The organism is Halorhodospira halochloris (genome assembly GCF_002356555.2).
Lineage (GTDB): Bacteria > Pseudomonadota > Gammaproteobacteria > Nitrococcales > Halorhodospiraceae > Halorhodospira > Halorhodospira halochloris.
Genome location: NZ_AP017372.2, coordinates 852,019 through 876,461, shown reverse-complemented (window position 1 = coordinate 876,461; position 24,443 = coordinate 852,019). Strand labels below are relative to the sequence as shown.

At 55.0% G+C, this 24,443-nt stretch carries 23 protein-coding genes; 9 read left to right on the top strand and 14 right to left on the bottom strand.

Features of this window, described 5'->3' with window-relative positions:
- Window positions 1-27: 27 nt before the first annotated feature.
- The 3 genes from HH1059_RS04140 to HH1059_RS04130 are packed head-to-tail and all read right to left on the bottom strand — an operon-like array spanning window position 28 to window position 4,510.
- Complete coding sequence (locus tag HH1059_RS04140; protein WP_096408615.1) at window positions 28-1,284, bottom strand: replication-associated recombination protein A; 1,257 nt, start codon at window positions 1,282-1,284, stop codon at window positions 28-30.
- Between the two features lie 32 nt (window positions 1,285-1,316).
- The gene (lolA, locus tag HH1059_RS04135) at window positions 1,317-1,976 is read right to left on the bottom strand and encodes an outer membrane lipoprotein periplasmic chaperone LolA (RefSeq protein ID WP_096408613.1); all 660 of its coding nucleotides are present in this window, start codon (window positions 1,974-1,976) and stop codon (window positions 1,317-1,319) included.
- A gap of 20 nt (window positions 1,977-1,996) precedes the next feature.
- Window positions 1,997-4,510, bottom strand: a complete 2,514-nt coding sequence (locus HH1059_RS04130; protein WP_274521802.1) for a DNA translocase FtsK — start codon at window positions 4,508-4,510, stop codon at window positions 1,997-1,999.
- 319 nt (window positions 4,511-4,829) lie between these two features.
- Here HH1059_RS04130 and HH1059_RS13920 point away from each other — a divergent pair, with 319 nt between their 5' ends.
- The 3 genes from HH1059_RS13920 (at window position 4,830) to infA (ending at window position 6,060) form a co-directional block, all read left to right on the top strand.
- A complete protein-coding gene (locus tag HH1059_RS13920) occupies window positions 4,830-4,955 on the top strand; it encodes a hypothetical protein (protein WP_275951807.1) in 126 nt (41 codons plus the stop codon).
- 48 nt (window positions 4,956-5,003) lie between these two features.
- Window positions 5,004-5,708, top strand: a complete 705-nt coding sequence (gene aat, locus HH1059_RS04125; protein ID WP_096408608.1) for a leucyl/phenylalanyl-tRNA--protein transferase — start codon at window positions 5,004-5,006, stop codon at window positions 5,706-5,708.
- A gap of 133 nt (window positions 5,709-5,841) precedes the next feature.
- Window positions 5,842-6,060, top strand: coding sequence for a translation initiation factor IF-1 (gene infA / locus HH1059_RS04120; protein ID WP_096408605.1), 219 nt, complete (start codon window positions 5,842-5,844; stop codon window positions 6,058-6,060).
- 218 nt (window positions 6,061-6,278) lie between these two features.
- Here infA and clpA read toward each other — a convergent pair whose 3' ends face one another.
- The 3 genes from clpA to aceA all read right to left on the bottom strand — a co-directional run bounded on the left by clpA (window position 6,279) and on the right by aceA (window position 10,371).
- The gene (clpA, locus tag HH1059_RS04115) at window positions 6,279-8,549 is read right to left on the bottom strand and encodes an ATP-dependent Clp protease ATP-binding subunit ClpA (RefSeq protein ID WP_096408601.1); all 2,271 of its coding nucleotides are present in this window, start codon (window positions 8,547-8,549) and stop codon (window positions 6,279-6,281) included.
- Window positions 8,550-8,650: 101 nt separating this feature from the next.
- The gene (clpS, locus tag HH1059_RS04110) at window positions 8,651-8,971 is read right to left on the bottom strand and encodes an ATP-dependent Clp protease adapter ClpS (protein WP_096408599.1); all 321 of its coding nucleotides are present in this window, start codon (window positions 8,969-8,971) and stop codon (window positions 8,651-8,653) included.
- 131 nt (window positions 8,972-9,102) lie between these two features.
- A complete protein-coding gene (gene aceA, locus HH1059_RS04105) occupies window positions 9,103-10,371 on the bottom strand; it encodes an isocitrate lyase (RefSeq protein ID WP_096410329.1) in 1,269 nt (422 codons plus the stop codon).
- Window positions 10,372-10,518: 147 nt separating this feature from the next.
- On the opposite strand from aceA, the gene HH1059_RS04100 reads away from it, so the two are divergent.
- The 4 genes from HH1059_RS04100 (at window position 10,519) to acnA (ending at window position 16,484) form a co-directional block, all read left to right on the top strand.
- Complete coding sequence (locus tag HH1059_RS04100) at window positions 10,519-11,508, top strand: LysR family transcriptional regulator (protein WP_231902016.1); 990 nt, start codon at window positions 10,519-10,521, stop codon at window positions 11,506-11,508.
- A 359-nt stretch (window positions 11,509-11,867) separates the two neighbouring features.
- The gene (gene mnmA / locus HH1059_RS04095) at window positions 11,868-13,061 is read left to right on the top strand and encodes a tRNA 2-thiouridine(34) synthase MnmA (protein ID WP_096410328.1); all 1,194 of its coding nucleotides are present in this window, start codon (window positions 11,868-11,870) and stop codon (window positions 13,059-13,061) included.
- Window positions 13,058-13,687, top strand: a complete 630-nt coding sequence (gene hflD / locus HH1059_RS04090; protein ID WP_096408594.1) for a high frequency lysogenization protein HflD — start codon at window positions 13,058-13,060, stop codon at window positions 13,685-13,687. The genes mnmA and hflD overlap by 4 nt, the downstream gene beginning before the upstream one ends.
- Before the next feature lie 58 nt (window positions 13,688-13,745).
- Entirely contained in the window at window positions 13,746-16,484 is a 2,739-nt protein-coding gene (gene acnA, locus HH1059_RS04085; protein ID WP_096408591.1) for an aconitate hydratase AcnA, read from the top strand.
- A 323-nt stretch (window positions 16,485-16,807) separates the two neighbouring features.
- Here acnA and pufA read toward each other — a convergent pair whose 3' ends face one another.
- Both pufA and HH1059_RS04075 read right to left on the bottom strand, forming a co-directional pair.
- A complete protein-coding gene (gene pufA, locus HH1059_RS04080; RefSeq protein WP_096408589.1) occupies window positions 16,808-17,005 on the bottom strand; it encodes a light-harvesting antenna LH1, alpha subunit in 198 nt (65 codons plus the stop codon).
- A 14-nt stretch (window positions 17,006-17,019) separates the two neighbouring features.
- Complete coding sequence (locus HH1059_RS04075) at window positions 17,020-17,337, bottom strand: light-harvesting protein (RefSeq protein ID WP_096408587.1); 318 nt, start codon at window positions 17,335-17,337, stop codon at window positions 17,020-17,022.
- 599 nt (window positions 17,338-17,936) lie between these two features.
- Here HH1059_RS04075 and HH1059_RS04070 point away from each other — a divergent pair.
- Both HH1059_RS04070 and HH1059_RS04065 read left to right on the top strand, forming a co-directional pair.
- On the top strand, window positions 17,937-18,920 hold the full coding sequence (locus tag HH1059_RS04070) for an OmpA family protein (RefSeq protein ID WP_096408584.1): 984 nt from the start codon (window positions 17,937-17,939) through the stop codon (window positions 18,918-18,920).
- 17 nt (window positions 18,921-18,937) lie between these two features.
- Window positions 18,938-19,363: an acyl-CoA thioesterase gene (locus HH1059_RS04065; protein WP_096408582.1), complete on the top strand. Its 426-nt coding sequence runs from the start codon at window positions 18,938-18,940 to the stop codon at window positions 19,361-19,363.
- Between the two features lie 209 nt (window positions 19,364-19,572).
- On the opposite strand, the gene HH1059_RS04060 is transcribed toward HH1059_RS04065, so the two are convergent.
- The 6 genes from HH1059_RS04060 to HH1059_RS04035 all read right to left on the bottom strand — a co-directional run bounded on the left by HH1059_RS04060 (window position 19,573) and on the right by HH1059_RS04035 (window position 24,443).
- Window positions 19,573-20,457, bottom strand: a complete 885-nt coding sequence (locus tag HH1059_RS04060) for a universal stress protein (protein WP_231902069.1) — start codon at window positions 20,455-20,457, stop codon at window positions 19,573-19,575.
- Between the two features lie 118 nt (window positions 20,458-20,575).
- Window positions 20,576-21,046 (bottom strand): DsrE family protein, encoded by a 471-nt coding sequence (locus HH1059_RS04055; protein WP_096408577.1) that lies wholly within the window; start codon window positions 21,044-21,046, stop codon window positions 20,576-20,578.
- 241 nt (window positions 21,047-21,287) lie between these two features.
- On the bottom strand, window positions 21,288-21,827 hold the full coding sequence (locus HH1059_RS04050) for a response regulator transcription factor (protein ID WP_096408574.1): 540 nt from the start codon (window positions 21,825-21,827) through the stop codon (window positions 21,288-21,290).
- A gap of 13 nt (window positions 21,828-21,840) precedes the next feature.
- On the bottom strand, window positions 21,841-23,172 hold the full coding sequence (locus tag HH1059_RS04045) for an ATP-binding protein (RefSeq protein ID WP_096408572.1): 1,332 nt from the start codon (window positions 23,170-23,172) through the stop codon (window positions 21,841-21,843).
- Window positions 23,173-23,208: 36 nt separating this feature from the next.
- Window positions 23,209-23,541 (bottom strand): ArsR/SmtB family transcription factor, encoded by a 333-nt coding sequence (locus HH1059_RS04040; RefSeq protein ID WP_207148170.1) that lies wholly within the window; start codon window positions 23,539-23,541, stop codon window positions 23,209-23,211.
- 35 nt (window positions 23,542-23,576) lie between these two features.
- Window positions 23,577-24,443, bottom strand: a complete 867-nt coding sequence (locus HH1059_RS04035; RefSeq protein ID WP_096408569.1) for a response regulator — start codon at window positions 24,441-24,443, stop codon at window positions 23,577-23,579.

The following is a 24,443-nucleotide window of genomic DNA, read 5'->3' as shown; positions in this document are numbered from 1 at the left end:
ATCATGACAACTTGTGCAGAAAACTAGTTAACTATCCCTATCACGTGCTCGAAGTCGCGCGAAACGCTCTAGCATGCGCTTCTCCAACCCTCTATCACTCGGCTCATAATAACGCCTGCCGGCCAACTCATCGGGCATATACTGGACTCCAGCCGCATAAGCCTCCGGCTCATTATGAGCGTAGCGATATTCTTTACCGTAACCAAGCTCTTTCATTAGCCCAGTAGGGGCGTTACGCAGATGCACCGGCACCTCCAGCGAACCGTGCTCACGAACATCTTCTACCGCCTGCTGATAGGCGATATAGACCCGATTGCTCTTCGGCACCGCGGCCAGGTAAGCGACCGCGTGAGCTAGCGCCAGATCACCTTCCGGCGAACCGAGGCGTTCATAAGCCTCAGCGCCATCAAGGGCGAGCTGCAGCGCGCGTGGATCCGCGTTACCCACATCCTCCGAGGCAAAACGGATCAACCGCCGGGCTATATACAGCGGATCACAGCCGCTATCGAGCATGCGCGCTAGCCAGTACAGCCCGGCATCCGGATCAGAACCACGAATCGATTTATGCAGTGCCGAGATCTGGTCGTAGAAATCGTCCCCACCCTTATCAAATCTGCGCACCCCACCACCACTGACGGCTTCGGCAATAACCTGCTCATCTATACACGAGCTAGGACAAAGATCTGCTGCTATCTCAAGCGCTGTGAGCAGCCGTCGTGCATCACCGTCTGCGGCTCGCAACAACAACTGCTGCGCCGATTCGGTTATTGTTAGGCCGAGCTGTCCGAGACCCCTATCACTATCCGCCAAGGCCCGCTGCAAAAGGACTGCGAGGGCCTGCTCATCAAGCTGACGCAAGACGTAAACACGCGAGCGGGAAAGCAGCGCCTTATTGAGCTCAAACGATGGATTCTCGGTAGTAGCACCGACAAAGGTCACGGTACCATCCTCGACATAGGGCAGAAACGCATCTTGCTGCGCCTTATTGAATCTGTGCACCTCATCAACGAATAGCACCGTGCGCTGACCTCGCTGCCGCCCGGCACCAGCAGTCTCCATCGCGCTACGGATCTCCTTTACCCCGGCATTAACTGCCGATAAATTCAACAGCAAGGCATCGGCGTGGCTGGCCACTAATCTAGCTAACGTAGTCTTACCACTGCCCGGGGGCCCCCAAAGGATCATTGAGTGCGGCTTACCGGCAGCCACGCTGGACGCTAAGGCGCGGCCGTCTGCGAGTAAGTGCCCCTGTCCGGCCAGCTCATCTATGGACTGCGGCCGCATCCTTTCTGCAAGTGGCACAGCTGGGTCAGGCCTCACCGCAGCGCCTCACCCTCATCTGCTTCGTAGACATCAACCCCCTCTGGGGGCTCAAAGATAAAGCGCTGCTCGTCTATATCCTCATCAACAATAACGTCGAGAAGCTCCACTCTGGTGGTCTGGCCGAGGGCATCATCAATCTCCAGGGCAAAGGGATAGCCATCACGCAGCCCTATGCGTGCCTCATCAAAGGCCTGTCCGCCCTCTTTTGGAGTAAGGCGAACAAATTTATCCCCCGCTTCTATCTCAAACGCCTGCGTCAAGTCGTCATAATCGCCGGAGAGCAGCTGAGCAGGGGCGCTACCGAGAACCTCTGCCTGGTTACGCACAGTCACCTGATCAAGATCGACGTCGTAAATCCACAGCTTTTCACCATCGGCAACAATCTCCTGAGAGAAGGGAGCAGCATATGACCAGTGAAAACGGTCGGGACGGGAGATAGCAAACTCTCCTGATGAACTGTCAACTACCCTGTTGCGCTCATCAAGTGTCTGCTGCTCAAAACCACCCTGGAGGGTTTTGACGTTATCGTAATAGTCCTCGAGCCCTTGGAGCATGTCGGCAGAAGCTGCGCCGCCGATCACAAAGGCCGCCATGAACGCCATTAGTGATCGCACCATCATGGTTCTGGTAGGTACCGCTTGAGTTAAAAACATAATCAAACCTGTGTTGTGGATTAATCAGGCGGCGGCGGAGGGGCTAACACCTCACGCGAACCGTTAGACTGCAATGGGCCTACTACCCCCGCTGCCTCCATCTCTTCGACCAAGCGTGCTGCACGGTTGTAGCCGATCTTAAGCCGCCGCTGCACCCCTGATATCGAGGCGCGTCTGGTCTCAGTAACTACCCGCACCGCTTGATCGTAAAGCGGATCAGCCTCGCCTGCATCACCCCTTGAGCCACCTTCCCCTTCACCGGGGATACCAGGAATTGGCATCGTCTCGGCGGTCTCACTGAGAACTCCTTCGACATACTCCGGTTCGCCAAGCTGTTTGAGATGCTCGACTACCCGATGAACCTCATCATCGGAGACAAACGCACCGTGAACACGCTGTGGCATGCCACTACCCGGGGGGACATAGAGCATATCGCCGTGGCCAAGCAACGCTTCGGCCCCCTGCTGATCGAGAATTGTCCGCGAATCAACCCGAGAAGAGACCTGAAAGGCGATACGGGTTGGAATATTGGCCTTTATCAGACCCGTGATAACGTCCACCGAAGGGCGCTGTGTCGCTAGGATCAGGTGCAGCCCGGCAGCACGTGCCTTTTGGGCCAGGCGAGCAATCAGCTCCTCAACCTTTTTGCCGACAATCATCATCATATCGGCTAGCTCGTCGACTATTACCACAATATAGGGCAACTCATCCAATTCGGGGGCCTGCGGGATTTCCTCCTCCAGGCTTGCCTGGTTGGGGTCCTTCGAGTCGAATAGCGGATCCAGCAGCGGCTCACCTGCACTGCGCGCCTTGCGCACCTTTTCATTGAAACCTTCCAGATTGCGCACGCCGAGCGCCGCCATCAGCCGATAGCGGCGCTCCATCTCAGCAACACACCAGCGCAAGGCGTTAGCGGCATCGTTCATGTCGGTAACCACCGGGGCGAGCAAGTGAGGAATGCCGTCATATACCGACAACTCCAGCATCTTCGGGTCAACCATGATCAGTTTGACCCGCTCAGCAGTATTGCGATAGAGCAGGGAGAGGATCATGGCATTCACCCCTACCGACTTCCCTGAACCGGTGGTGCCGGCCACCAATAAGTGCGGCATCTTGGCTAAATCAGCAGTTACCGGGTTGCCCCCTATATCCTTACCCAGCGCAACAGTCAAAGCTGCCTTACTGTTGGTAAACTGTTTGGCGCGAATCATCTCCGATAAGCCGATAATCTGCCGCTTTTCGTTGGGGATCTCTAGCCCAACCGTGGTCTTACCCGGGATGACCTCAACAACACGCACCGAGATAACCGACATTGAGCGCGCCAGATCCTTGGCCAGGTTGGAGATACGACTGACTTTAACCCCGGCGGCCGGCAACAGCTCGAATCTGGTTATCACTGGACCTGGCTGCACTGACTCAACCTTCACCTCGACCCCGAAGTCCAACAGCTTTTGCTCAAGCATTGCCGACATTGAGTCGAGCACTTCCTGCGAGTAACCACCGCTATTCTGCGGCGGCGGGTCGAGCAACTCGACCGCTGGGGTAGGCGATGGGCTTGATTTTGCCGAACTCTTTTTGCCTTTGCCCTTCTTACTCGATTTTCCTCCTGCACCACCACCTTCGTTAGTCGACCGAGAGCCCGCCGTGATTACCTCAGCCTCGGTATCTTGGCGCTGCCGGGAACTAACAGCACGGGCCGTCTTTGACTTATTAGGGGTACCAGCATTTTCATACTCTGCAATCAGATCATCTTCACCTGACCCGCTTTGATCGGCCGATTCGCTGCGATCAGAGGACAACCAGGGCAAGGCTTTGCGGCTATAGCTGTCGTCGTCGCGAGCCAACAGCCCCCCTCCCGAGCGCGCTTCGCGCAACCGGCGCAGTCGACCAAGAAGTGCCGCAAATAGCTTTTTTGACACCAGATGCCAAAATCCCCGGCAAAGCGATATGGTCCATTTGCCTACCCACTCAGCAACCGCCAACCAAGACAGACCTATGGAAAGGGTTAGACCGGAGAGAAAGAGTGCTCCGGCAATCAGCGCTGCACCAGTAAAGCCCAGGGCCCCGCGCAAATAATCGGCAACAATTTGGCCAGTAACCCCCCCTGCCCCTTCCGGCAGACCGTCTCCAACCAAGAGCAGCCCAGCCAACGCTGCCCCTGAGAGTAGAGCGAGAAATGCACCGCCAAGGCGAATCCACAACAGCTTAGGATCCAACAATCCTTCATCCAGGCGGCGAAACAATCGAAATGCTGCCCAGCCCATGAACAGTGGTAACAAGTAGGCCAAATAGCCCAACAACACGAAGGCGCCATCAGCAAAGGCCGCTCCAGCTATACCGCCGAGGTTCTTAGCCTGCTTTTCAAAGTGAATTTCGTACCAGGAGAGGTCACCAGGCTCATAGCTCCACAATGCCAGGAGCATAAAAGCACCGACAGCGATAAAAACGACCATTCCCGCTTCACGCAAGCGGCGCGATAGCTGATGCCCTAACAGGCGGCTGTCGTTAAGATTCGGGTCTTGTTCTGAACTCAAGGCTTCCAGCATCCTGGCTGTTGGGAACTTCGCAAAAACCCTTTGCACACCACAAGGCAGTTGTGGATATTGGGTTGTTGGTGACACAAATAGGGTGTTTTAGCAGTTCCCTGTTGGTTGAGATAACCATTCTCAGTGACTTAGATTTGCGCGGCAATGGTCATTAACCAGTCATTATACCTTTCTGCCGCCGTTGACTCACCCGCAAGCTGCCTAAGCTGCTGCTGGCTTAACGTGGCGTCTTCAGTAACACCACCACCCTTCAGGGCACCTCTAAAACTTCGCCGGCGCCACCATCTGCCCCGGTGTGGAGGACGCCGTGAATCCATCCCTGGAGGCTTCATGGCGCCATCCCTGGCGCCAAGACCTCCACACCGGGGCAGATGGTGGCGCCGGCGAAGTTTTAGAGGTCCCCTTCAGGGGGAGTAGCAACTCCCTTACTTAGCCAAACCGCGTTATTATATAGCCTAGTTTAGACTTTAAGATTATCGGTATGCGGCAGTTACGCTGGCTTCATGAAAATCGCCCCGACGAGCCCTTTCCTCACGCCGAGCAGGCGATGAAGGAGCCCAATGGTTTACTCGCCATAGGCGGCGACCTGTCAGTGCAGAGGATTTGTTCTGCATACCGCAACGGTATCTTTCCCTGGTACGGCGAGGGTCAACCGATTCTGTGGTGGAGCCCTGATCCGCGTGGCATCTTTCTCCCTGGTGACCTCCACATTAGTCGTAGTCTGCGCCGCCGGCTTAACCAGGCCCCATATACCGTGACCCTGGACAATAACTTCGAGGCAGTCATAGCTGGTTGTGCGGCACCAAGATCTGCTGATGAGGGCACATGGATCACCCACGAGATGATTAATGCCTACATTGAGCTTCACTATAGCGGATTTGCCCATTCAGTCGAGGTCTGGTTAGAGGACGAGCTAGTTGGGGGGCTTTACGGGGTCGCGCTACATAAGGCCTTCTTCGGTGAATCAATGTTCAGTCGAGCGCGCGATGCCTCTAAAGTGGCGTTAGCTAAACTTTGCCCGCAGTTATGGCGCTGGGGATTTGATTTTTTTGACTGCCAGATGAGCAACCCGCACCTGGAACGGATGGGAATACGTGAAGTGCCGCGCAGCGAGTATCTTAAACTACTAACTAAGGCAATGAAGAAACCCCATCTTTCTTCAGTTTGGAACTTTGCTAGCAACTAATAGCAGATTCGCAAGCTCATGCCTTGTCCCGGCGCCACTATCTATGTATAGTTTGCCGCTTAATGGGAGCATGGTCTGTGGCCCGAAGAGGCAAATCCATTCACTTTCCAACAACTATATTACAGAGAGGCGCATGGCGAAAGAAGATTCCATCCGCATGCAGGGAGTAATCCTCGATACTCTTCCCAACACTATGTTTCGTGTTGAGCTAGAGAATGGACACGTTGTTACGGCACATATCTCCGGCAAGATGCGCAAGCACTATATCCGCATCCTCACTGGCGATAAGGTTACAGTGGAACTTACTCCTTACGATCTCAACAAGGGACGTATAGTCTACCGCGAGCGCTAAAGCTCAGGACCTACCCCTGCAGCCAGCAATCTGTATTCCCAGGCGACACTCGCTCGTAATGGCACATTACTTGGGGAATGGCTGGGTAAATGGACAAGCAAGGATCAATGTCTCAATCTAGGGCAGGGCTTGCTTGAAAATCAATCGACTATAGCAGCTCTCCCAACAAAGCTTGAGCTAAGATCTGCATAAATCAGGGCCTAACGTCGACGCCGCGCTTAGGCCCCTTCAGTGTCGCGCTCGCTCACGTGGACGCTGAGTTCCCCATCGACCACGGTCACCTCGACCTCGCCTCCACCGGTTAGATCACCAAAGAGCAACTGCTCGGCGAGTGGCTTCTTGATATACTGCTGGATAACCCGAGCCATCGGGCGCGCGCCCATTTGCGGGTCGTAACCCTTCCCGCCAATCCACTTTCTAGCCTCGCCATCGACAACCAAAGTAACGCGCTTCTCAGCGAGCTGGACCGAGAGTTCGCGGATAAACTTGTCCACCACTCGCTGAATAGTATCGTGATCGAGAGGCTGGAACTGAACCACCGCATCAATTCGATTGCGGAACTCTGGAGTGAAGGTACGCCGTATCGCCTCCATGCTGTCCTGAACATGTTCTTCAGTGGCGAAGCCTATGGCGCGCTTACTCATCTCCTCTGCGCCAGCGTTGGTAGTCATAACCAGTATGACGTTGCGAAAATCTGCCTCGCGCCCATTATTGTCGGTCAGCGTTCCGTGATCCATAACTTGGAGGAGCAGATTGAAGACGTCCGGGTGGGCCTTCTCTATCTCATCGAGTAAGACCACCGAGTGAGGGTGCTTTATCACCTCTTCGGTCAATAAGCCACCTTGGTCGTACCCCACATAACCCGGCGGTGCGCCTATTAGGCGCGAGACTGTGTGTCTTTCCATGTACTCGGACATGTCGAAGCGGATCAGGTGCACGCCGGTCAACTCCGCCAACTGCCTAGTAACCTCAGTCTTACCGACACCGGTTGGACCAGCAAAGAGGAAACTACCAACCGGCCGATCGGGGGTCCCTAAACCAGCGCGCGACATCTTGATGGTCGAGGCCAAATTATCGATAGCTTCATCCTGACCGAAGATAAGCCCCTTAAGCTCGCCCTCCAAGTTCTCGAGCACCTTCATATCCTGAGAGGAGACGCGCTTGGGCGGGATCCTAGCGATCTTGGCCACTATAGACTCAATATCCGGCAGGCCCACGGTCTTGCGCCGCTTAGAACGGGGCCGCAGCCGCAATCGCGCGCCAGCCTCATCAATCACGTCTATGGCTTTATCGGGAAGCCGCCGGTCATTGATATATTTCGCCGATAGCTCAGCGGCGGCCTGCAACGCTGGCTCAGTAAAGCGCACGTTATGGTGCTCCTCAAAGCGGCTCTTCAACCCCTTGAGTATCTGCACTGTATCCTCTACTGACGGCTCACTGACATCAATCTTTTGGAAGCGCCGCGCCAGCGCCCGGTCTTTTTCAAATATGGAGCGGTACTCCTGATAAGTGGTTGATCCAATGCAGCGCAACTCGCCAGAGGCGAGCATAGGCTTAATCAGGTTGGAGGCATCCATCACCCCGCCCGAGGCTGAGCCGGCCCCTATGATGGTATGTATCTCGTCGATAAAGAGGATCGACCCCTTATCCTTTTTCAGTTGATGCAACAACGACTTGAGACGCTTCTCAAAGTCGCCGCGGTACTTGGTTCCGGCTACCAAGGCGCCCAGATCGAGGGCATAGATGGTACTCTCCCTGAGTACATCCGGCACTTCTCCCTCAACAATATGCTTGGCTAAACCCTCGGCTATGGCAGTTTTACCAACCCCCGCTTCGCCGACAAAAAGGGGATTGTTCTTGCGCCTGCGGCACAGAACCTGCACCGTCCTTTCTACCTCATAGCGCCTACCAATTAGCGGGTCAATCTGACCATCACGGGCACGCGAATTAAGGTTAGTTGCATACTGCTCGAGCGGTGAGCCGCCCTGGGCAGGTTCTGCAGACCCCTCTTCTTCGGTTGGACCACTCTCCTCTTTACCCATATCCTCTTCGCCGCCGACTGATGAAATGCCATGGGATATATAGTTAACCACGTCGAGGCGCGATATGTTTTGTTTGTGCAGAAAGTATACCGCTTGAGACTCCTGCTCGCTGAAGATAGCCACCAGCACGTTGGCCCCGGTCACTTCGCGCTTGCCTGAAGACTGAACGTGGAGAATGGCTCGCTGCAACACGCGCTGAAACCCCAAAGTGGGCTGAGTCTCTCGACCGTCATTGACTGGCAACAGCGGCGTAGTCTCCGCCAGGAAGGCCTGCAGATCACGTCGCAGACGCTCCAGATCGGCGCCACAGGATTTCAAGACCTGCGATGCTGCAGGATTATCGGTTAGCGCGAGCAACAAGTGCTCCACGGTCAGGAACTCATGGCGCTTCTCACGTGCATCCTTGAAGGCCAAATTGAGGGTAAATTCCAGTTCTTTGCTCAACATGCCCTACCACCTCGCCTGGGGCCTCGGACCCGAACATATATGATTTTAGCCTATGCGCACTGGGTCAGGTTGCGTCGGCTCTCAGCTCTATTCTACCTATTTTAAGCTTCTTCCATAGTACATAGTAGTGGGTGTTCATGCTCGCGTGCATAATCATTGACCTGGGAGACTTTAGTCTCTGCCACATCACGGCTATAAACCCCGCATACCCCCTTACCACGGGTATGGACATGCAGCATGACCTGCGTAGCCTGATTGCGGTCCATCTGGAAAAAGCGCTGCAAGACCTCGACCACAAAATCCATTGGGGTGAAATCGTCATTTAACAATACCACCCGGTAAAGTGGCGGACTCTTTGCCTGCGGTCGGGTCGCTTCGACATCAGGCCCTTGAGGTTCATCTTGGTGCGGCTCTTCTGTCATCATCCCCATTCTATATAGTGATGGCGCATAGCGCCAATACAAGGGCAGCAGAGAATTTTTTACCAAAAAAAGCCCCGGGAGGTAACCACCTGTCCCGGGGCTGTAAAGACAAGAGCTGCTCTGCTCAGGCTTTAGAACTGCTCTTCTTCGGTCGAACCCTTGAGTGCAGTTACCGACGATTGGCCGCCTTGGATTACGTTGGTTACCTCATCAAAGTAACCGGCACCGACCTCACGTTGGTGACGTGTGGCAGTGTAACCGTACTTTTCGGCGGCGAACTCAGCTTGCTGCAGCTCGGAGTAGGCCTCCATCTGCCGCTCTTTGTAACCGCGCGCCAACTCAAACATCGAGTAGTTGAGGGAGTGGAAGCCGGCCAGCGTAATGAACTGGAACTTAAAGCCCATTGCCCCGAGCTCATCTTGGAACTTACGGATAGTCTTATCGTCCAGGTTGCCAGCCCAGTTAAATGATGGTGAGCAGTTGTAGGCGAGCAACTTGCCCGGGAACTTCTCATGTATGGCCTGGGCAAAGTCGCGGGCGAAGCCCAAATCAGGCTTACCGGTCTCACACCAAATCACGTCGGCGTAAGGCGCATAGGCCAGTCCGCGGCTGATGGCCTGATCGATGCCCGGCTTGGTACGGAAGAAGCCCTCCGCCGTGCGATCACCGGTAATGAACGGCTTGTCGTTATCATCCACATCAGAGGTCAACAGGTCTGCCGCCTCGGCATCGGTCCTGGCTACCAGAACCGTAGGCACATCCATAGTGTCAGCTGCGAGGCGAGCAGCGATCAGCTTGTGTACCGCCTCTTGGGTCGGCAGCAGTACCTTACCACCCATGTGGCCGCACTTTTTCACCGAAGCGAGCTGATCTTCGAAGTGGACTCCGGCCGCACCTGCCCTGATCATGCCCTTCATCAGCTCAAATGCATTCAACACGCCACCGAAACCCGCCTCGGCATCAGCCACGATCGGCTTCATGAAATCAAACGGCTGATTATCTTCGGCGTGGTTTATCTCATCGGCACGCAACAGTGCGTTGTTTATGCGATCCACCACTGCCGGTACCGAGTTGGCCGGGTAGAGTGACTGGTCCGGATACATGGTCTGGCCGAGGTTGGCGTCAGCCGCCACCTGCCAACCGGACAGATATATCGCGTTGAGGCCAGCCTTGACTTGTTGCAGGGCCTGGTTGCCGGTCAACGCACCCAAGGCGTTAACATACGGCATCTCATGCATATACCGCCACAGCTTCTCAGCTCCTTGGCGGGCAAGTGAGTACTCTACATGGACCGTACCACGCAGCCTGATAACCTCTTCGGCGCCATAACCGCGCTTAACACCTTGCCAACGTGGGCTCTCTGCCCACTCCCGCTCGATCGTTGCTTGATCTTTTTGCATAGCTTGCATCTCCAATACTTGTCGGCCCTGCTCAGGCGTGGACCATTGCAATCCTGCTCAGGTGTCGGCCAATTCTATGGCGCGGCGCAACATTTGACAATACTTTTGAAACAATATTGAATATTGATAGTTTCAATGGGAGGTAAGGTGGAAGACGTATCCCCCCGGCATCGCCACCGCCATAACCGACTCAAACAGCTGCGCGCCTTTTGCCATGCAGCTCAGGAGCGAAGTATCTCCAGGGCAGCGCAGCGCCTAGAGCTTAGCCAGCCCTCCGTCTCCTTACAGATTCAAGCACTGGAGCGGGAGTTGGGGATAACTTTGTTCGAGCGCCGCGGCCCCAAGATCCAACTGACTCCTGACGGTGAGTCGCTCTACGAAATAGCGGCACCACTTGTAGAAGGTATTGATGCCCTACCGGAACGCTTCGAGGCCCATAGCCACCGCCAGCAACTTGGCCACCTCGATATAGCTGCGGGTGAGTCGACATCACTATACGTCCTACCCGACCTGCTGCGCACCTTCATGAGGCACCACCCCAAGGTCCATGTTCGCCTGCACAACCATATCGGCGAAGAACAGATCGAGGCGGTTCAGCAAGATCAAGTTGATTTCGCTGTAGGATCGAGCCTCGACCTACCTGAGGATGTGATTTATAAGGCGATCTACACTTATAAACTAAAGCTGATTACTCCCCTCGATCACCCCCTCGGCACCAAGCCTGACATCAGCCTGGAGGATCTCGGCTCCGGCGAGCTGATACTTCCCCCACGACAACTAACTACCTGGCGCTTAGTCAATCTGGTCTTCCAGCAGCACAGTATCCCATATCAGGTTCGCCTAGAGGTTGGCGGCTGGGAGATCATGAAACGCTATGTTGAGCTCGGCTTTGGTATCGGCATCGCCAGCGCGATCTGTCTGACCGGCGCCGACAACTTAATGGTTCGCGATTTGCCTGAGGTCTTTCCCCAGCGGACCTATGGGGTAATGTTACGCCGCGGGCGCTACCTCTCTCCTCAGGCACGCAGGTTCCTTGAGCTGATGGCCCCGCAGGCCTTCTCCGGAGCAACCGACTGGGAATCTGGGGTCCCCGATGACTTGCAGGAAAGCGTTTTTGTCCCCAGTGACCGGCAATAGCGAAGTATCCACAAATTCCCCGCCATAAACCAAACAAAAGCTTACAACCCCTTCAGAGCTCCTCTTAAAACTCCCCCTCAGGGCCTAGCCGCCTCGGTGTGGAGAACGCCGTGAATCCATCCCTGGAGGCTTCATGGCGCCTTCCCTGGCGCCAAGACCTCCATACCGAGGCGGCTAGGCCCTGAGGGCGGGATTCCTGAGGGTGGGATTAGAGATCCCTCTCCCAACGAGAGTGCCATTTAGCTAACCGCGGTTTCTTAATTGCCCTGCGACTCATCCCGCCAACTCATCTCGGACAGCCCAATCATGTTATACTCGCCCCCTTTGCATAAAAAGTGCGCTCCTATATGCTAACTGAGATGGGCTCAAGCGGCGCATCGGCCGAGCAGAACAGTAAACATAATGGCCAACAGTCTAGCCTGGTAGTTGTCGGCTTATCTGGCGGGGTGGATTCTGCAGTAACTGCCCTGCGGCTAATCCGCGCCGGGTACCGGGTAGCCGGCTTATTCATGAAAAACTGGGAAGACGACGACACCCTATTCCGGTGTTCTGCGGCAGAAGACCTCGCAGCTGCTCAAGAGGTTGCCGAGCACCTTGGCATACCTTTGTACAGGGTAAACTTTGCAGCGCAGTACAAAGCTAGAGTTTTCAATCACGCCTTGGCAGAGCTGCGCAACGGTCGAACCCCCAATCCGGACATCCTGTGCAACCGCCACATCAAGTTCGACCTATTCCTACGTCACGCGCTAGAAGAGATAGGTGGCGACTACATAGCCACGGGGCACTATGCGCGATTGGCAAAGGAACAGCTGGAAGACGGGCCACAGCTAATGCGGGGCATTGATAGAACCAAGGATCAAAGCTACTTCCTAGCCGCTATCAACCCGGACACGCTCGCCAAGACACTTTTCCCGTTAGGCTCCAGCACCAAAGAGCAGGTCCGTGCTGAGGCTCGCGAGGCGCGGTTGCCCAACTCAGAGAGGGCAGACAGCACGGGCATCTGCTTTATCGGTGAGCGCGACTTCAGCGCTTTCATGCAAAGGTACATTGAACCCAACCCCGGACCCATACTCACCGCGGAAGGTGAACATGTTGGCGAACACCAAGGGCTTGCCTTCTACACCTTGGGCCAGCGCCGCGGGCTTGGGATCGGTGGTCAGGATAGCCACGCCAGCGCGCCGTGGTACGTCGCCGCCAAAGACAGCACAAAAAACGCCTTGATTGTTGTACAAGGCCACGATCACCCCTACTTACTCAGCCGGGCGGTAGTGAGCGAGCCGGTCTCTTGGTTAAGCTCCCCCCCTCCGCAAGGCACCACCCTGGAAGCGCAGATACGCTATCGCCAGCAGGGCCAAAGCGGCCAGATTGAATATCACGGCGACGGGTCAGTAACTTTTTATTTTCAGACCCCCCAGCGAGCAGCAACACCGGGACAGCATTTGGTAATTTACTCAGGCGAGCGCTGCCTCGGCGGCGCTGCCATAAAAGGGACCTTGCGTTGGGATCCAGAGACGAAACCAACACGCCCCCAAAGGACCACGGAGGCAGTTTGAAAGAATCGAAGTACCGCCAACAAGCACTGACCTTGGCCGCATTAATGCAGGCAGTGCGCTGCGTAAAAGAGGTAGCCTTCGAAGGCCGAACCGAAGCCAAACTATACCGGCCTTTAATCGAGGGCTTGCTCGGCGAGTATACCGGCGATGCCGATAATCTCTACGGCTCAGAAGGCCTAGCCCCAGGGCTGCGGCGCGTGGTTGAGCAACTCGAAGACCTGCGTGATGCCGAAACTACTCGCTATGCCGCGAACATATTCCACCTTGAACAGCGCCTAATGAAGCGGCCAGAGGTACTATCTAAGATAGGCGAAGGGCTGCAGCAGGCGCGCCAAAAGGCGGATTACTTTGGTGATATAACCCACATAAATGTAATCCAGTCACTGGGCGAACTATACTCCCAAACCATTAGCGAAATGGGCCCCAGACTCCTGGTTCAGGGCGAGCAGGAACATCTGGAGAACAGTGATAACGCCGCCTTGATCCGCACCCTGCTGCTAAGTGCCATACGCGCCGCTAGCCTTTGGCGCGAGAACGGCGGCGGCCGCATAGCCCTGATATTCAGTCGCAAACATATTGCTCGGGCCAGCCGGGAGATCCTCAAATCGCTACCCGAGCAGGCATGACAAGCCACCCCGCTCTTTCTGCTAAAATAAGCCTTTTTTATTGACACTCGGAGGGAATATGCCGGATAGCTTCCAATCGCGCACCACTTTGCAGGCCGCTGGTCGCAGCTACGAGATATTTAGCCTCGACGGACCGCGCCGTGACTACGATGTGGACCGCCTGCCATACTCGCTCAAGGTGCTCCTGGAGAATCTTCTGCGCACCGAAGATGGCATCAACATAACTCGCGAACACATTGAGGCGGTGTTGAACTGGGATCCTCAGGCAACACCCCAAAACCAGATTGCCTTCACTCCGGCAAGAGTAGTCCTCCAAGACTTCACGGGCGTCCCTGCGGTTGTCGACCTGGCCGCCATGCGCGATGCAATGAGCAGTCTCGGCGGTGACCCCAAAAAGATCAATCCGCTCTCCCCTGCCGACCTGGTTATCGACCACTCGGTCATGGTTGACCACTATGGCAACCGTGATGCTCTCAAGCAGAACACAGCAATAGAGTACCAACGCAACCGCGAGCGCTATGAGTTCCTGCGCTGGGGTCAGACGGCCTTTACAAACTTCCGCGTTGTGCCGCCGGGAACCGGCATAGTCCACCAGGTAAATCTTGAATACCTCGGCCAGGTGGTATTCCGCAACGACACCGGCGAGACCCCTCAAGCATACCCAGACACCTTGGTGGGCACCGACTCTCACACCACTATGATCAACGGCCTGGGTATTCTCGGCTGGGGGGTTGGTGGCATTGAGGCCGAGGCAGCCATGCTGGGCCAACCGATCAGTATGCTTGTCCCCGAGGTGGTCGGCTTTAAACTGAGCGGCAAACTCCCGGAAGGCGCCACCGCTACTGACTTGGTTCTGACAGTAACCGAAATGCTCCGCAAAAAGGGCGTCGTCGGCAAGTTTGTTGAATTCTATGGCGACGGCCTTGACAACCTGCCGCTCGCCGATCGGGCGACTATCGCCAACATGGCCCCTGAATACGGCGCCACCTGCGGTATATTCCCGATCGACCAGGAGACTCTGCGCTATATGGAGCTCAGCGGCCGCGATCCTGAGCTAATTGAGCTAACTGAAAAGTACGCCCGCGCGCAGGGTATGTGGCGCGAGAGCGGTGGCCGTGAGGCCGAGTACTCAGAGACCCTTGGGCTCGACATGGGCAGCGTGGTACCAAGCTTGGCAGGCCCCAAACGCCCTCAAGACCGCATCCAGCTCACCGCCGCCAAGTCGAGCTTTATGCGCTTCCTGGACGATCACCTTGAGTCCCACCACACCATAGCGGTGAGCAGCGACGAGCAGAATTTCGAAGAAGAAGGCGGCCACACTGCCCCAGGCGTCGAGGACTCCCACGATAAGGGTGCCGTGGAGATTGAACTCAACGGCAAAAAAGAGACGTTACGCCACGGCGATGTGGTGATAGCAGCCATCACCTCCTGCACCAACACCTCCAATCCGGCGGTGCTGATTGCTGCTGGATTGCTCGCTAAAAAGGCCCGCCAGCGTGGTTTGGCGCCTAAGCCTTGGGTAAAGACCAGCCTAGCACCAGGATCTCAAGTAGTCCCAGCTTATCTGCAAAGTGCTGGTTTACTTGAGGACATGGAAGAGATGGGGTTCGCGGTTGTCGGCTTCGGCTGCACAACCTGTATAGGCAACTCAGGCCCCCTACCTGAGGAAGTAGCAGCTGGTATCAGGGAGGGAGATCTGTGCGTGACATCTGTCCTCTCTGGCAATCGCAACTTCGAGGGGCGCATCCACCCCGATGTTCGCGCCAACTACCTAGCCTCTCCACCGCTGGTAGTGGCCTACGCCCTTGCTGGGACGATGGCCAAGGACCTTTACAGTGAGCCTCTGGGCAAAGATAAGGACGGCAATGATGTCTATCTTAAGGACGTTTGGCCAAGCCAGCAGGAGGTAGCTGAGCTAGTAAGCAACCACATCTCAGCCGGCATGTACCAACAACAGTATGCAGATGTCTTTCGAGGCGACGAGGCTTGGCGCTCTATCGACGCTCCGCAAGACGAGCGTTACGACTGGCGGCCTTCAACTTACGTCAAGAATCCGCCCTACTTCCAGGGCATGGAGAGTGATCCTCAGCCGCTGCAAGATATTACTAACGCTAGATGTCTGGTCTTTGTTGGCGACTCGATCACTACCGACCACATCTCCCCAGCGGGGGCCATCAACCCTGACTCTCCAGCCGGCCAATACCTGCGCGAGCAAGGCGTGGAGCCGAAAGACTTCAACTCCTACGGCTCACGCCGGGGCAATCACGAGGTGATGATGCGCGGCACGTTCGCTAATGTGCGCCTGCGCAATAAAATGGCCCCTGGAACTGAAGGTGGCTTAACTACTTATGTGCCCAGCGGCGAGCAGATGACCATCTTCGATGCATCTATGCGCTATCAGCAAGAGCAAACACCATTGGTTGTTCTAGCTGGCAAGGAGTACGGCACCGGTTCCTCGCGGGACTGGGCAGCCAAAGGCACCAAACTGCTGGGTATTAAAGCCGTTATTGCCGAGAGCTACGAACGCATCCACCGCTCCAACCTAGTCGGGTTTGGCGTCTTGCCACTGCAATTTGAAGAGGGAACCAGCGCCGCAAGCCTGCAACTTGACGGCAGTGAGTCATTCACTATTGCGGGAATTGCTCAGCAGCCATCGTCCGTACAGGTTATCGCCTGCAAAGATGGTGGCGAAGAGATCAAGTTTACTGCCAAGGTTAGGGTTGATACCCCACAGGAGTGGGAGTATTACCGTCACGGCAGCATCCTGCACTACGTGCTGCGTAACCTGGCCAGCTGAGCCTAAGATTCAGTAGAACAAGCGGGGGCTCCTGCTCTTTGCACCACCGCGAGAGCTAGGTGACCCCGTTTTTTTTCGTGTAACTTTTAACTGCTAGTGCAGCAGCACTACTCAACCGTAGGGAGATGCTCCGCTACACCACTACCTAAGCCGCAGGGCGGCCATAGACGGATAGGCGTAGCACTGCGACGCGATCTGTTTGGCACACAAAAAAACCGGCGGAGCTTTAACCCCGCCGGCTTACCGGTAAGCCGCCTAATACGACATCCCTCTCACGCCAACAAGCTAAGAGAGGGATCTCGCAAATCCGACCTAGAGGTCTACTAGACCAGACGCGGCGACAAGGCAGCGCCGTCCTCGACCACCTCACTGTAGTATTCTGCAGCCGGCGCCCCTTGAAGCCAATTAAACCTCTCCGTGGTCATCAGGATCACATGGATCGTCAACGAGATGATGATGAGCCACAGCGCCGTTGCGATTAGGATCCGGCGCGGATCAAATACTTTCCAGATTCTCCACATAGCTCACTCTCTCCTCATCCAGCGAAGGGCGCAATGTAATGGACCACCGTGGACAGTTGGGCTGCCAAACTATTGACACCCTCAGTCACGGAATTCCAAGAGGTCGTCGGGAGGAAGTCGCTATAGAAGGAATCCGTGCGAATCTCCTCAGGAGCGAAGTCCTCCAAACGGTAACCTTGTTCCGGTGGCCAGAAAGGCCGCCACGCCCAAACCAATAGGTGCGCTACAAAGGCTACCGCGACATAGAGGAAGAAGCTCTGTACAGCAGCTTGGTGAAACTCCTGAGCTTCTTCATCAGTAAAGTCTCTGAGTGGCCTTATATCATTAGCCATAAGTTTTCGTCCTCCGTTCAGCGTTTCAGCCAGCGCCCGCGCACTACCCCTGCGCGGTAAGGGATTCCCCCACGCTCACGTGGGACTGCCTTAGTCGGACCAAGCCCGGTCCCCAGCACCGAGCCCGTAGCATTCACCGCACCCACGTCCCGGACCTACCGCCAATCCTTGATAAATCCTTTATATACGTGGTCCATGAGTGCAGCTTCCATACCTTCCGATGCAAGAGCAAGATAACGTAAAAAGAAGGCGTGGTGTGGTGGCGTATAACCGCATCCCCCTAGCCTCTTTCGCCTCATTGCAGTGCTCACAGCAATATACTCCCTTAACGGCACCTTTTAAACCTGTTGAGCATCTCTTCTAACGCTGTCGAGAGCTCCGCAAATACCTCCTAACAGGGTAATGGCGCGATGCAACCGGCACAGCTGGCGTTCTGCATGGCGCAAATCGTTTTTGCGCCATGCACTACTCAAAAGAGCACCTCTAAAAGGGCTTTGCAAGCCCTTAAGTGTTTAACTTAGCCGCCGATACTACTCTGTATAAGAGCAAGATGCACGCACCATGTTTTGAACTACCCTGCGTAAAGGAGATGTTGTGCGGTGAAAGAACTCGGGCGCACTACACACCTTAGCCTAATAGGCCTGATCGCCCTCGCGCTGCTCAACGGCAAGGCACTCGCGCAACCAGAACCACAAACCCAGGTCCACCGGGCATCTCCTCATCATGCCCAATGGCACACCTTTGAGGGGCGCTCTGGGTGCCACTTGGTCCACGAGATAGCGAGTGTCGGCACAGCCCTGATCAGCTATCGCCACACAGATGGGCGGCAGTTTCTGAGCTTTTTCGCCCGCACCCCACCACGCTCGCAACACGAAGGGGATTTGTATATTAGCGAACCGAGCTGGGGAAGCGATAGGCGCAGCCACATTGAACGACTCATGGTCCACCCCCACCAACGCACCTTGCGCTTTAGCAATAGGACCACAAACCGCCTCTTAGACGCTCTGCGACAAGGCCTTGAGCCTCAGTTCAACTACCCAAGCGCTCATAGCGATCAAGAAGTTAAGGTAGCCCTAACCCCGGCAGCATTTCAGAACGCTCACCGCCACTACATTGAGTGTATAGACAGACATGAGCGGGTAGACGCCGGGACGGCATCGAGGGGGGCTGTCATCCCGGGAAGAACCGGAGAGGCAATGGCTGATAGCGGGGGTGGTGTCTGGGAAGGCAGCCTACCTCGGCTACCACGCGGCCCCAGGGCGGATATTTACTTTGCTACGGCAAGCGATGATCTAACACGTGATGCAATTAACGAGATAAGAGACTTCGTCCGTGACCTTGAAGACAATCCCCATTGGGGAGTTGTTTTATCAATTGGCTACGCCGACACACGTGGCTCACCACAGGCCAATGAGCAGCTGGCCCGCGAACGCGCCCAAAGGGTAAGGGATGAGCTAGTGCGCTTGGGAATCCCTGAAAGACGAATAAATATTGAAGCGCGCCTCCTCGAGAGCGACGAGTTGGAAGAAGACACCTATGAGCTGGCGAAAAATAGGCGTGTCGAGCTGCGCACTGCTTTATAAGGATATTTCAGGAGTTTATGGCTAGACGCAAGATTGACCTGCCCGGAAAGTTGGGTTTTACGACCCAGATCGATATTCGCATCGGCGACATAAACTATGGTGGCCATTTAGGCAACGACGCGCTTATCACCCTGCTCCACGAAGCCCGGGTAAGACTGCTCAGCACAGAGAATCTTAGCGAAAGCAACTGCGGCAACGGCATTGGTATTGTCGTAACCGAACTGGAAGTCGTCTATAAGGCGGAGGCTTTTCACGGCCAATCTTTAGTAATTGAAACGGGAATCATACAAATCGACAAGATAGGGGCTAAGATTGGCTACCGCGTAAATCGCAGCGAGGACAAACAAGAGATAGCAAGGGCTATAACTGGTATAACTTTCTTCGACTACTCATCGCGCCGCCCTGCCAGGGTTCCCGAGGCCTTTTTACGAGCTTTCGAGTAACCTTCACAGATACTTGCTTGATCCTCTCGACAACTACCGGGGCGCTTTAAAAGACTACCCACCGAGCCTAGCTGCCCCGGTGGGGAGGCCTTGGCGCCAGAGTTGGCGCCATTAACCCTCCTCCAGGGACGGATTCACGGCGCCATCCACGCCGGGGCAGCTAGGCTTAGTGGAGAGTTTTTTGAGGCGCCCTTGTTACCTCTTTAATATCATTCACATCGCTCCAAGGCGACATCGCATTCCGCCTGCTGGAGGACCCTTCTGGCAACGCTGCCAGCCATCGCTCCTCGCCAATGCGAGAGCCCGCGTGTCCCAAGGACTATCAAATCGGCATTCGACTCCTCTGCGGCAGCCACAATTTCCTTCGGCGGATATCCACAACGCAAGCTCTGCGAAGCAATCTCGTGACCGATTGAGCCCGAATCACTGATCCAGCGCGCCAGTTTTTGGCGTGACTCCTCCTTGCCCAACTCAACCACTTGACGCATCTGACTGCCCGCTGAACTGGACCTATAGAGGCGTTCGAAAGGCGTTGTATCAAAAACATGGACTACCTCGATAACCGCCTGTGGCGCCAAAATACGGGCAAATTGTAGTGCGTTCAAGGATCGTTGAGAAAAGTCAACCGGCACAACAACCCGCCGATAGTCAGCCACCGAGCTAGACTTAACTATCAAGACTGATTGCTTAAGATCGTGAACCAAGCTCTCTGCAGTTGTACCGAGGAAAAAATCACGTACGCCATGGTGACCATGAGCCCCGATAACCACCAGTTCTGCTCCCCACTCTTGTGCCTGAGCAGAAATCTCCGGATGGCCACGTCCCATTATGCAGCTGACCGAATAATCGGCAGAAGTTCCTGCCAATTCACCAGCAAGCCTTTCGCTTATTGTCTCTTGAGTGCTCTGCAGCAGATCAGCCTGCAATGTTTCAACGGCCACGCTGTCACCGAATAGCCGCCGTAAGGCGTCCTCTTCTAAATCTGCCTGAATAACATGTACCACACGCAGTTCAACTTCTCTCCGCCGAACAAGTTGGACTGCCCGCCGCCCTGCACGGTCGCCATGAGCAGAAAGATCGGTTGCCAAGAGCACCTTTTGCAACGCTGCCTCCAATTCTTAGAGATCCCGGACAGATCTAAACCCCGCCCTAGGCACATGAGGGGCGGGGTTTTTAGCACGATTTCCCTGACTTAAAGTCCTTAACACCCTATCAGTGAGTAAAGAAGCGTACCTTCGGGTCAGCCATATACTCGCCTATATCCTCGGGGGAAGCGACTCCAACCCCGTCAATAAGGTTTTCTTCCTTGTAGCGCGTATTAGGCAGAAATACCCCACACACCTCAGCAGTTACATCATACTCCTCAATTAACTGCTTGAGCATCTGTTGGGGGTTGGCACCTGCCGGTTCAAGGCTCTCCCCTCGGTAACGGCCTACCGCCATCTCGGTACCTTTACCGCAAATCAGGACGCGGACCTCTTGACCACGCTCAGCTGCCTGCGTAGCAAGGATCATCGACATGCCCTGGGTATGGGTGTCGTCCGAGGTAACGGTAACGAGCAACTTATCTGGGCCACCAAAACCGTTGTTATTGTTGTTGTCGTTATCATCAGCCTGAGCAACACCACCAAGGCCGACAGCCGCTAGAGCAGCAGTGCAAGCCCAAACCTTTAAATTACGCATAAGAGATTCTCCTCTGTCTTTGCCACATTTGAGTTGATGAAGGTGTAACGCCAATATTACTCCTCAGCCTCAACTTTTCGTTAAGAGCTCTTCTACCCTTCCCGGCGCCATTAGCCGCCCCTATGTGGAGATCTTAGCGCCAGGGTTGACGCCGTGAAGCCTCCAGGGATGGAGCTCACGGCGCCCCTCCACACCGGGGCAACTAATGGCGCCGAGGGAGTTTTTGAGGCAACCCTTAAGGCTATTGCTTCACCGGCCTCTTGCTTAGCTTGCGCTGTAGTGTCCGCCTGTGTATCCCCAAAGCCCGGGCCGCCGCGGAAATATTACCATCATGTTCGTTGAGAACACGCTGGATTTGCTCCCACTCCAAACGACGCAAGGACATAGGCCGCTGAGGCGGCTTCTCAGCCTCCGCGCTGGCCTTACCCTCAAGTGTAGCCAGCACAGTATCAGCATCGGTGGGCTTGGGTAAGTAATTGAAGGCCCCGAGCTTGATGGCCTCAACCGCGGTAGGGATGCTGGCGTAGCCGGTAAGGATAAGGATGCGCGACTGTTGGGGGAGGGTCTCTTTCAGCGGCTCAACCAAGGTTAGCCCAGAATATTCGCCCAATTTGAGATCCAAAACGACGTACTGTGGCTGCATGCTTCGCGCCTTTTGCAGCGCGCTTTCCGGCTCTTCCGCAGATTCTATCTGACACCCCCGGCGGGACAAGGAACGCCCCAATACGCTTGAAAAGGTTGTATCATCATCAATTATGAGGATTGATGGGCCATTGAGCATGGTCTTCCTCCTTCTACCATCTAGCCATAGCCCCTGAAGTACCTGCGCTCCCCGCGACCAGCTTCTCCAAGGGCAATTCGATACGGGTTCTAGCCCCTTCACCTTCCGGTGAATCCATCAATGTCACCCGACCGCCGAAACGATCCACTGTCGCATTGGCCAGAACCAATCCTATACCCATTCCGGAGGGCTTAGTCGTCTGAATTACCCTACCGGCGTGCCGTACGCGGTCAGAATCTAGCCCAGTTCCTTCGTCGTCAATAGTCAACGTCAATAACTTACCATCACTTGTGATGGCTACTTCAACACCACTTCGGCCATTATCCACAGATGCCTCCGCTGCATTATTAAGCAGATTAAGGAGTGCATGCATCAGGGTTGGATCCTGGCTTATCTGGACATCAATAAAAGGCTCCTCATACTCAACCATTGGTTGTATCTTGGGATGCATGAGACGCCAGGTATCAATTATCCTTGCCACATGCTGGCGCAGTGATACCGTCCTTCCTCCTTGATCGCTTCCGGCAGCGCCAGCGTCCTTCAAATCTTCCAAGGTTTCCTTGCAAACCGCAAGCTGTGAACCTAGTAATTCCAGATCCTGCTGCAAAGTCTCATCATCACGGCGCTCATTGCGTAGCTCTTCAATCACCATGGACATCGTAGATAGGGGTGTCCCGAGCTGATGGGCGGCACCAGCCGCCACGGTGCCAAGAGCCACAATTTGCTCATTGCGCAGTGTGCTCTCACGTGCTCGCGACAACCGCAGATCCTGGCGGCGTAGCACAGAGGCCATAAAGCGCACGAACACAGTAATCATCCAGGCGGCAATGACGAAGTTTACCCACATCCCGATCAGGTGGAGATTAAAATCACCTCCCAAGACCGGATGTGGTTCCTCCATGGGCAGGAAAATACCTAGCAAGAGACCATAGAGGAGCACACAAAGGACCGTAATCACCATAGCCTGGCGAGTTGGCATAGCCACTGTGGCTAGTGTTACCGGAACCAGATAGAGAGAGACAAAGGGATTGGATGGCCCTCCTGCAAGGCCGAGCAAAGCCGTCAGAGCCGCTACGTCTATCAGCAGGTGGAATAAAACCTCATATTGGGTGATCTGCTCCGGCGAATTGTGCAGGCGCATGAATGCTACCGCATTCCACGCCGCCAAGCCGGCAATTATCAGAAGCATTGGGCCTAGCGGCAGGCTCAGGCCAAAGCCGAAGTGAACGAACAGGATGGTGATTAATTTGCCGAGTATGGCCGAGACTCGCATCCACGCCAGGATACGGGCGGCCTGTACCGGCTCGAACCGGAGAACCCCCTCAGCTGAGCTAATGCCAGTCATGTTGAAGGATGTAAATCTAAGCGCATGTCCACCAACCTAACCGCTTTTTTGGCAAAACAGCTGGTACAGGCAGCCAAGCAGGATCTCAGTCTCAGTGCTTGCCAATCTATAGTATATAGTTCGCGATTCGCGCCTAGTGGCAACTACACCCTCTTCACGTAATCTGGCTAGTTGCTGGGATAAAGCCGGCTGGCGCATCCGCAGTAATTGTTCCAATTCGCTGACCGAGCGTTCCCCATCTACGAGATGACAAAGAATCATCAGTCTGCGCTCATTTGCCACGGTTTTAAGAAAAGAAGCTGCTTGCGACGCCTTGGCTCCCATCTCTTCAGGATCTGGCTTGTTCGCCTGGGCCGTATCTACATCCATCCGCGACTCCCGCTTAGAAAGGTTGCTTAAGGTGCTCAACCGTCAATGATATCGAAATAGTGGGCTAAGTGATCCTTTTTATCCTCATCATCATCCACAAAACGCAAAGTCATGCGAATGAAATCGGTATCCTGACGCTTCTCACCTGCCTGTAGAGCATATATATACGCGTTTATGCGTGAGGTTCGCCCATCATCCTCGGTAGTAAAATCAAATGCGGCCTGCTCAAGTACACAAGGTACTTGGTCAGGCTTCTTAATGATGCCAACCAGCTGATAAAAATCAATCTCTTTTATCAGGCACGCAACTACCCCACCAGAATAGCGGATCTGACCCACAACCTTATCTCGGGGCGTCGCCTTCGTCTTGCGTCTAGTCTCAGGCGCATTATCTGCGCTGATGTTTTCGGCGATGCTAAGATCTCCCGAGAGTCCGCCAGCGAGCACTGAGGCCGATTCACCCGCATTCGACTGATTATCTAGGCCACCTATCTTGCGCAGTTGGTTTGCTGACATGCCGAGATTGCGCGTCAATGCCTTAGTAACTGCATCGAGCAGCTTCTCATTAGTAAAGGGCTTGACTACATAGTTTGTAGCGCCTTTTTCGACAGCCTTAACTACATGTTCACGATCACCACGGCTGGTAATCATTACAAACGGGATCTTCGCCAGCTCTTGCTCTTGGCGCATCCACTCCAGCACCTCTAGGCCACTTACCTCTGGCATCTCCCAGTCGCACAGGACCAAATCATAGCCACCATTAGTGAGCTTACTTTGGGCTTGACGACCATTGGCAGCCTCGTGAATGACAAACCCCGGGTACCCAGCACGAACTCCTTTTTTTACTAGATCGCGGGTAAAGCTCGCATCATCTACCACCAAAACATGCAACTTTTTTGTCAT

Coding starts and splice junctions, on each gene's coding strand:
- mnmA (WP_096410328.1), top strand. CDS start 11,868: ATGGGCTCAAGCGGCGCATCGGCCGAGCAGAACAGTAAACATAATGGC.
- aat (WP_096408608.1), top strand. CDS start 5,004: ATGCGGCAGTTACGCTGGCTTCATGAAAATCGCCCCGACGAGCCCTTT.
- pufA (WP_096408589.1), bottom strand. CDS start 17,005: ATGTGGAGAATCTGGAAAGTATTTGATCCGCGCCGGATCCTAATCGCA.
- HH1059_RS04035 (WP_096408569.1), bottom strand. CDS start 24,443: ATGACAAAAAAGTTGCATGTTTTGGTGGTAGATGATGCGAGCTTTACC.
- HH1059_RS04040 (WP_207148170.1), bottom strand. CDS start 23,541: ATGGATGTAGATACGGCCCAGGCGAACAAGCCAGATCCTGAAGAGATG.
- infA (WP_096408605.1), top strand. CDS start 5,842: ATGGCGAAAGAAGATTCCATCCGCATGCAGGGAGTAATCCTCGATACT.
- aceA (WP_096410329.1), bottom strand. CDS start 10,371: ATGCAAAAAGATCAAGCAACGATCGAGCGGGAGTGGGCAGAGAGCCCA.
- clpS (WP_096408599.1), bottom strand. CDS start 8,971: ATGACAGAAGAGCCGCACCAAGATGAACCTCAAGGGCCTGATGTCGAA.
- HH1059_RS04050 (WP_096408574.1), bottom strand. CDS start 21,827: ATGCTCAATGGCCCATCAATCCTCATAATTGATGATGATACAACCTTT.
- HH1059_RS04065 (WP_096408582.1), top strand. CDS start 18,938: ATGGCTAGACGCAAGATTGACCTGCCCGGAAAGTTGGGTTTTACGACC.
- lolA (WP_096408613.1), bottom strand. CDS start 1,976: ATGTTTTTAACTCAAGCGGTACCTACCAGAACCATGATGGTGCGATCA.
- HH1059_RS04140 (WP_096408615.1), bottom strand. CDS start 1,284: ATGCGGCCGCAGTCCATAGATGAGCTGGCCGGACAGGGGCACTTACTC.
- clpA (WP_096408601.1), bottom strand. CDS start 8,549: ATGTTGAGCAAAGAACTGGAATTTACCCTCAATTTGGCCTTCAAGGAT.
- HH1059_RS04075 (WP_096408587.1), bottom strand. CDS start 17,337: ATGGCTAATGATATAAGGCCACTCAGAGACTTTACTGATGAAGAAGCT.
- HH1059_RS04045 (WP_096408572.1), bottom strand. CDS start 23,172: ATGACTGGCATTAGCTCAGCTGAGGGGGTTCTCCGGTTCGAGCCGGTA.
- acnA (WP_096408591.1), top strand. CDS start 13,746: ATGCCGGATAGCTTCCAATCGCGCACCACTTTGCAGGCCGCTGGTCGC.
- HH1059_RS04055 (WP_096408577.1), bottom strand. CDS start 21,046: ATGCGTAATTTAAAGGTTTGGGCTTGCACTGCTGCTCTAGCGGCTGTC.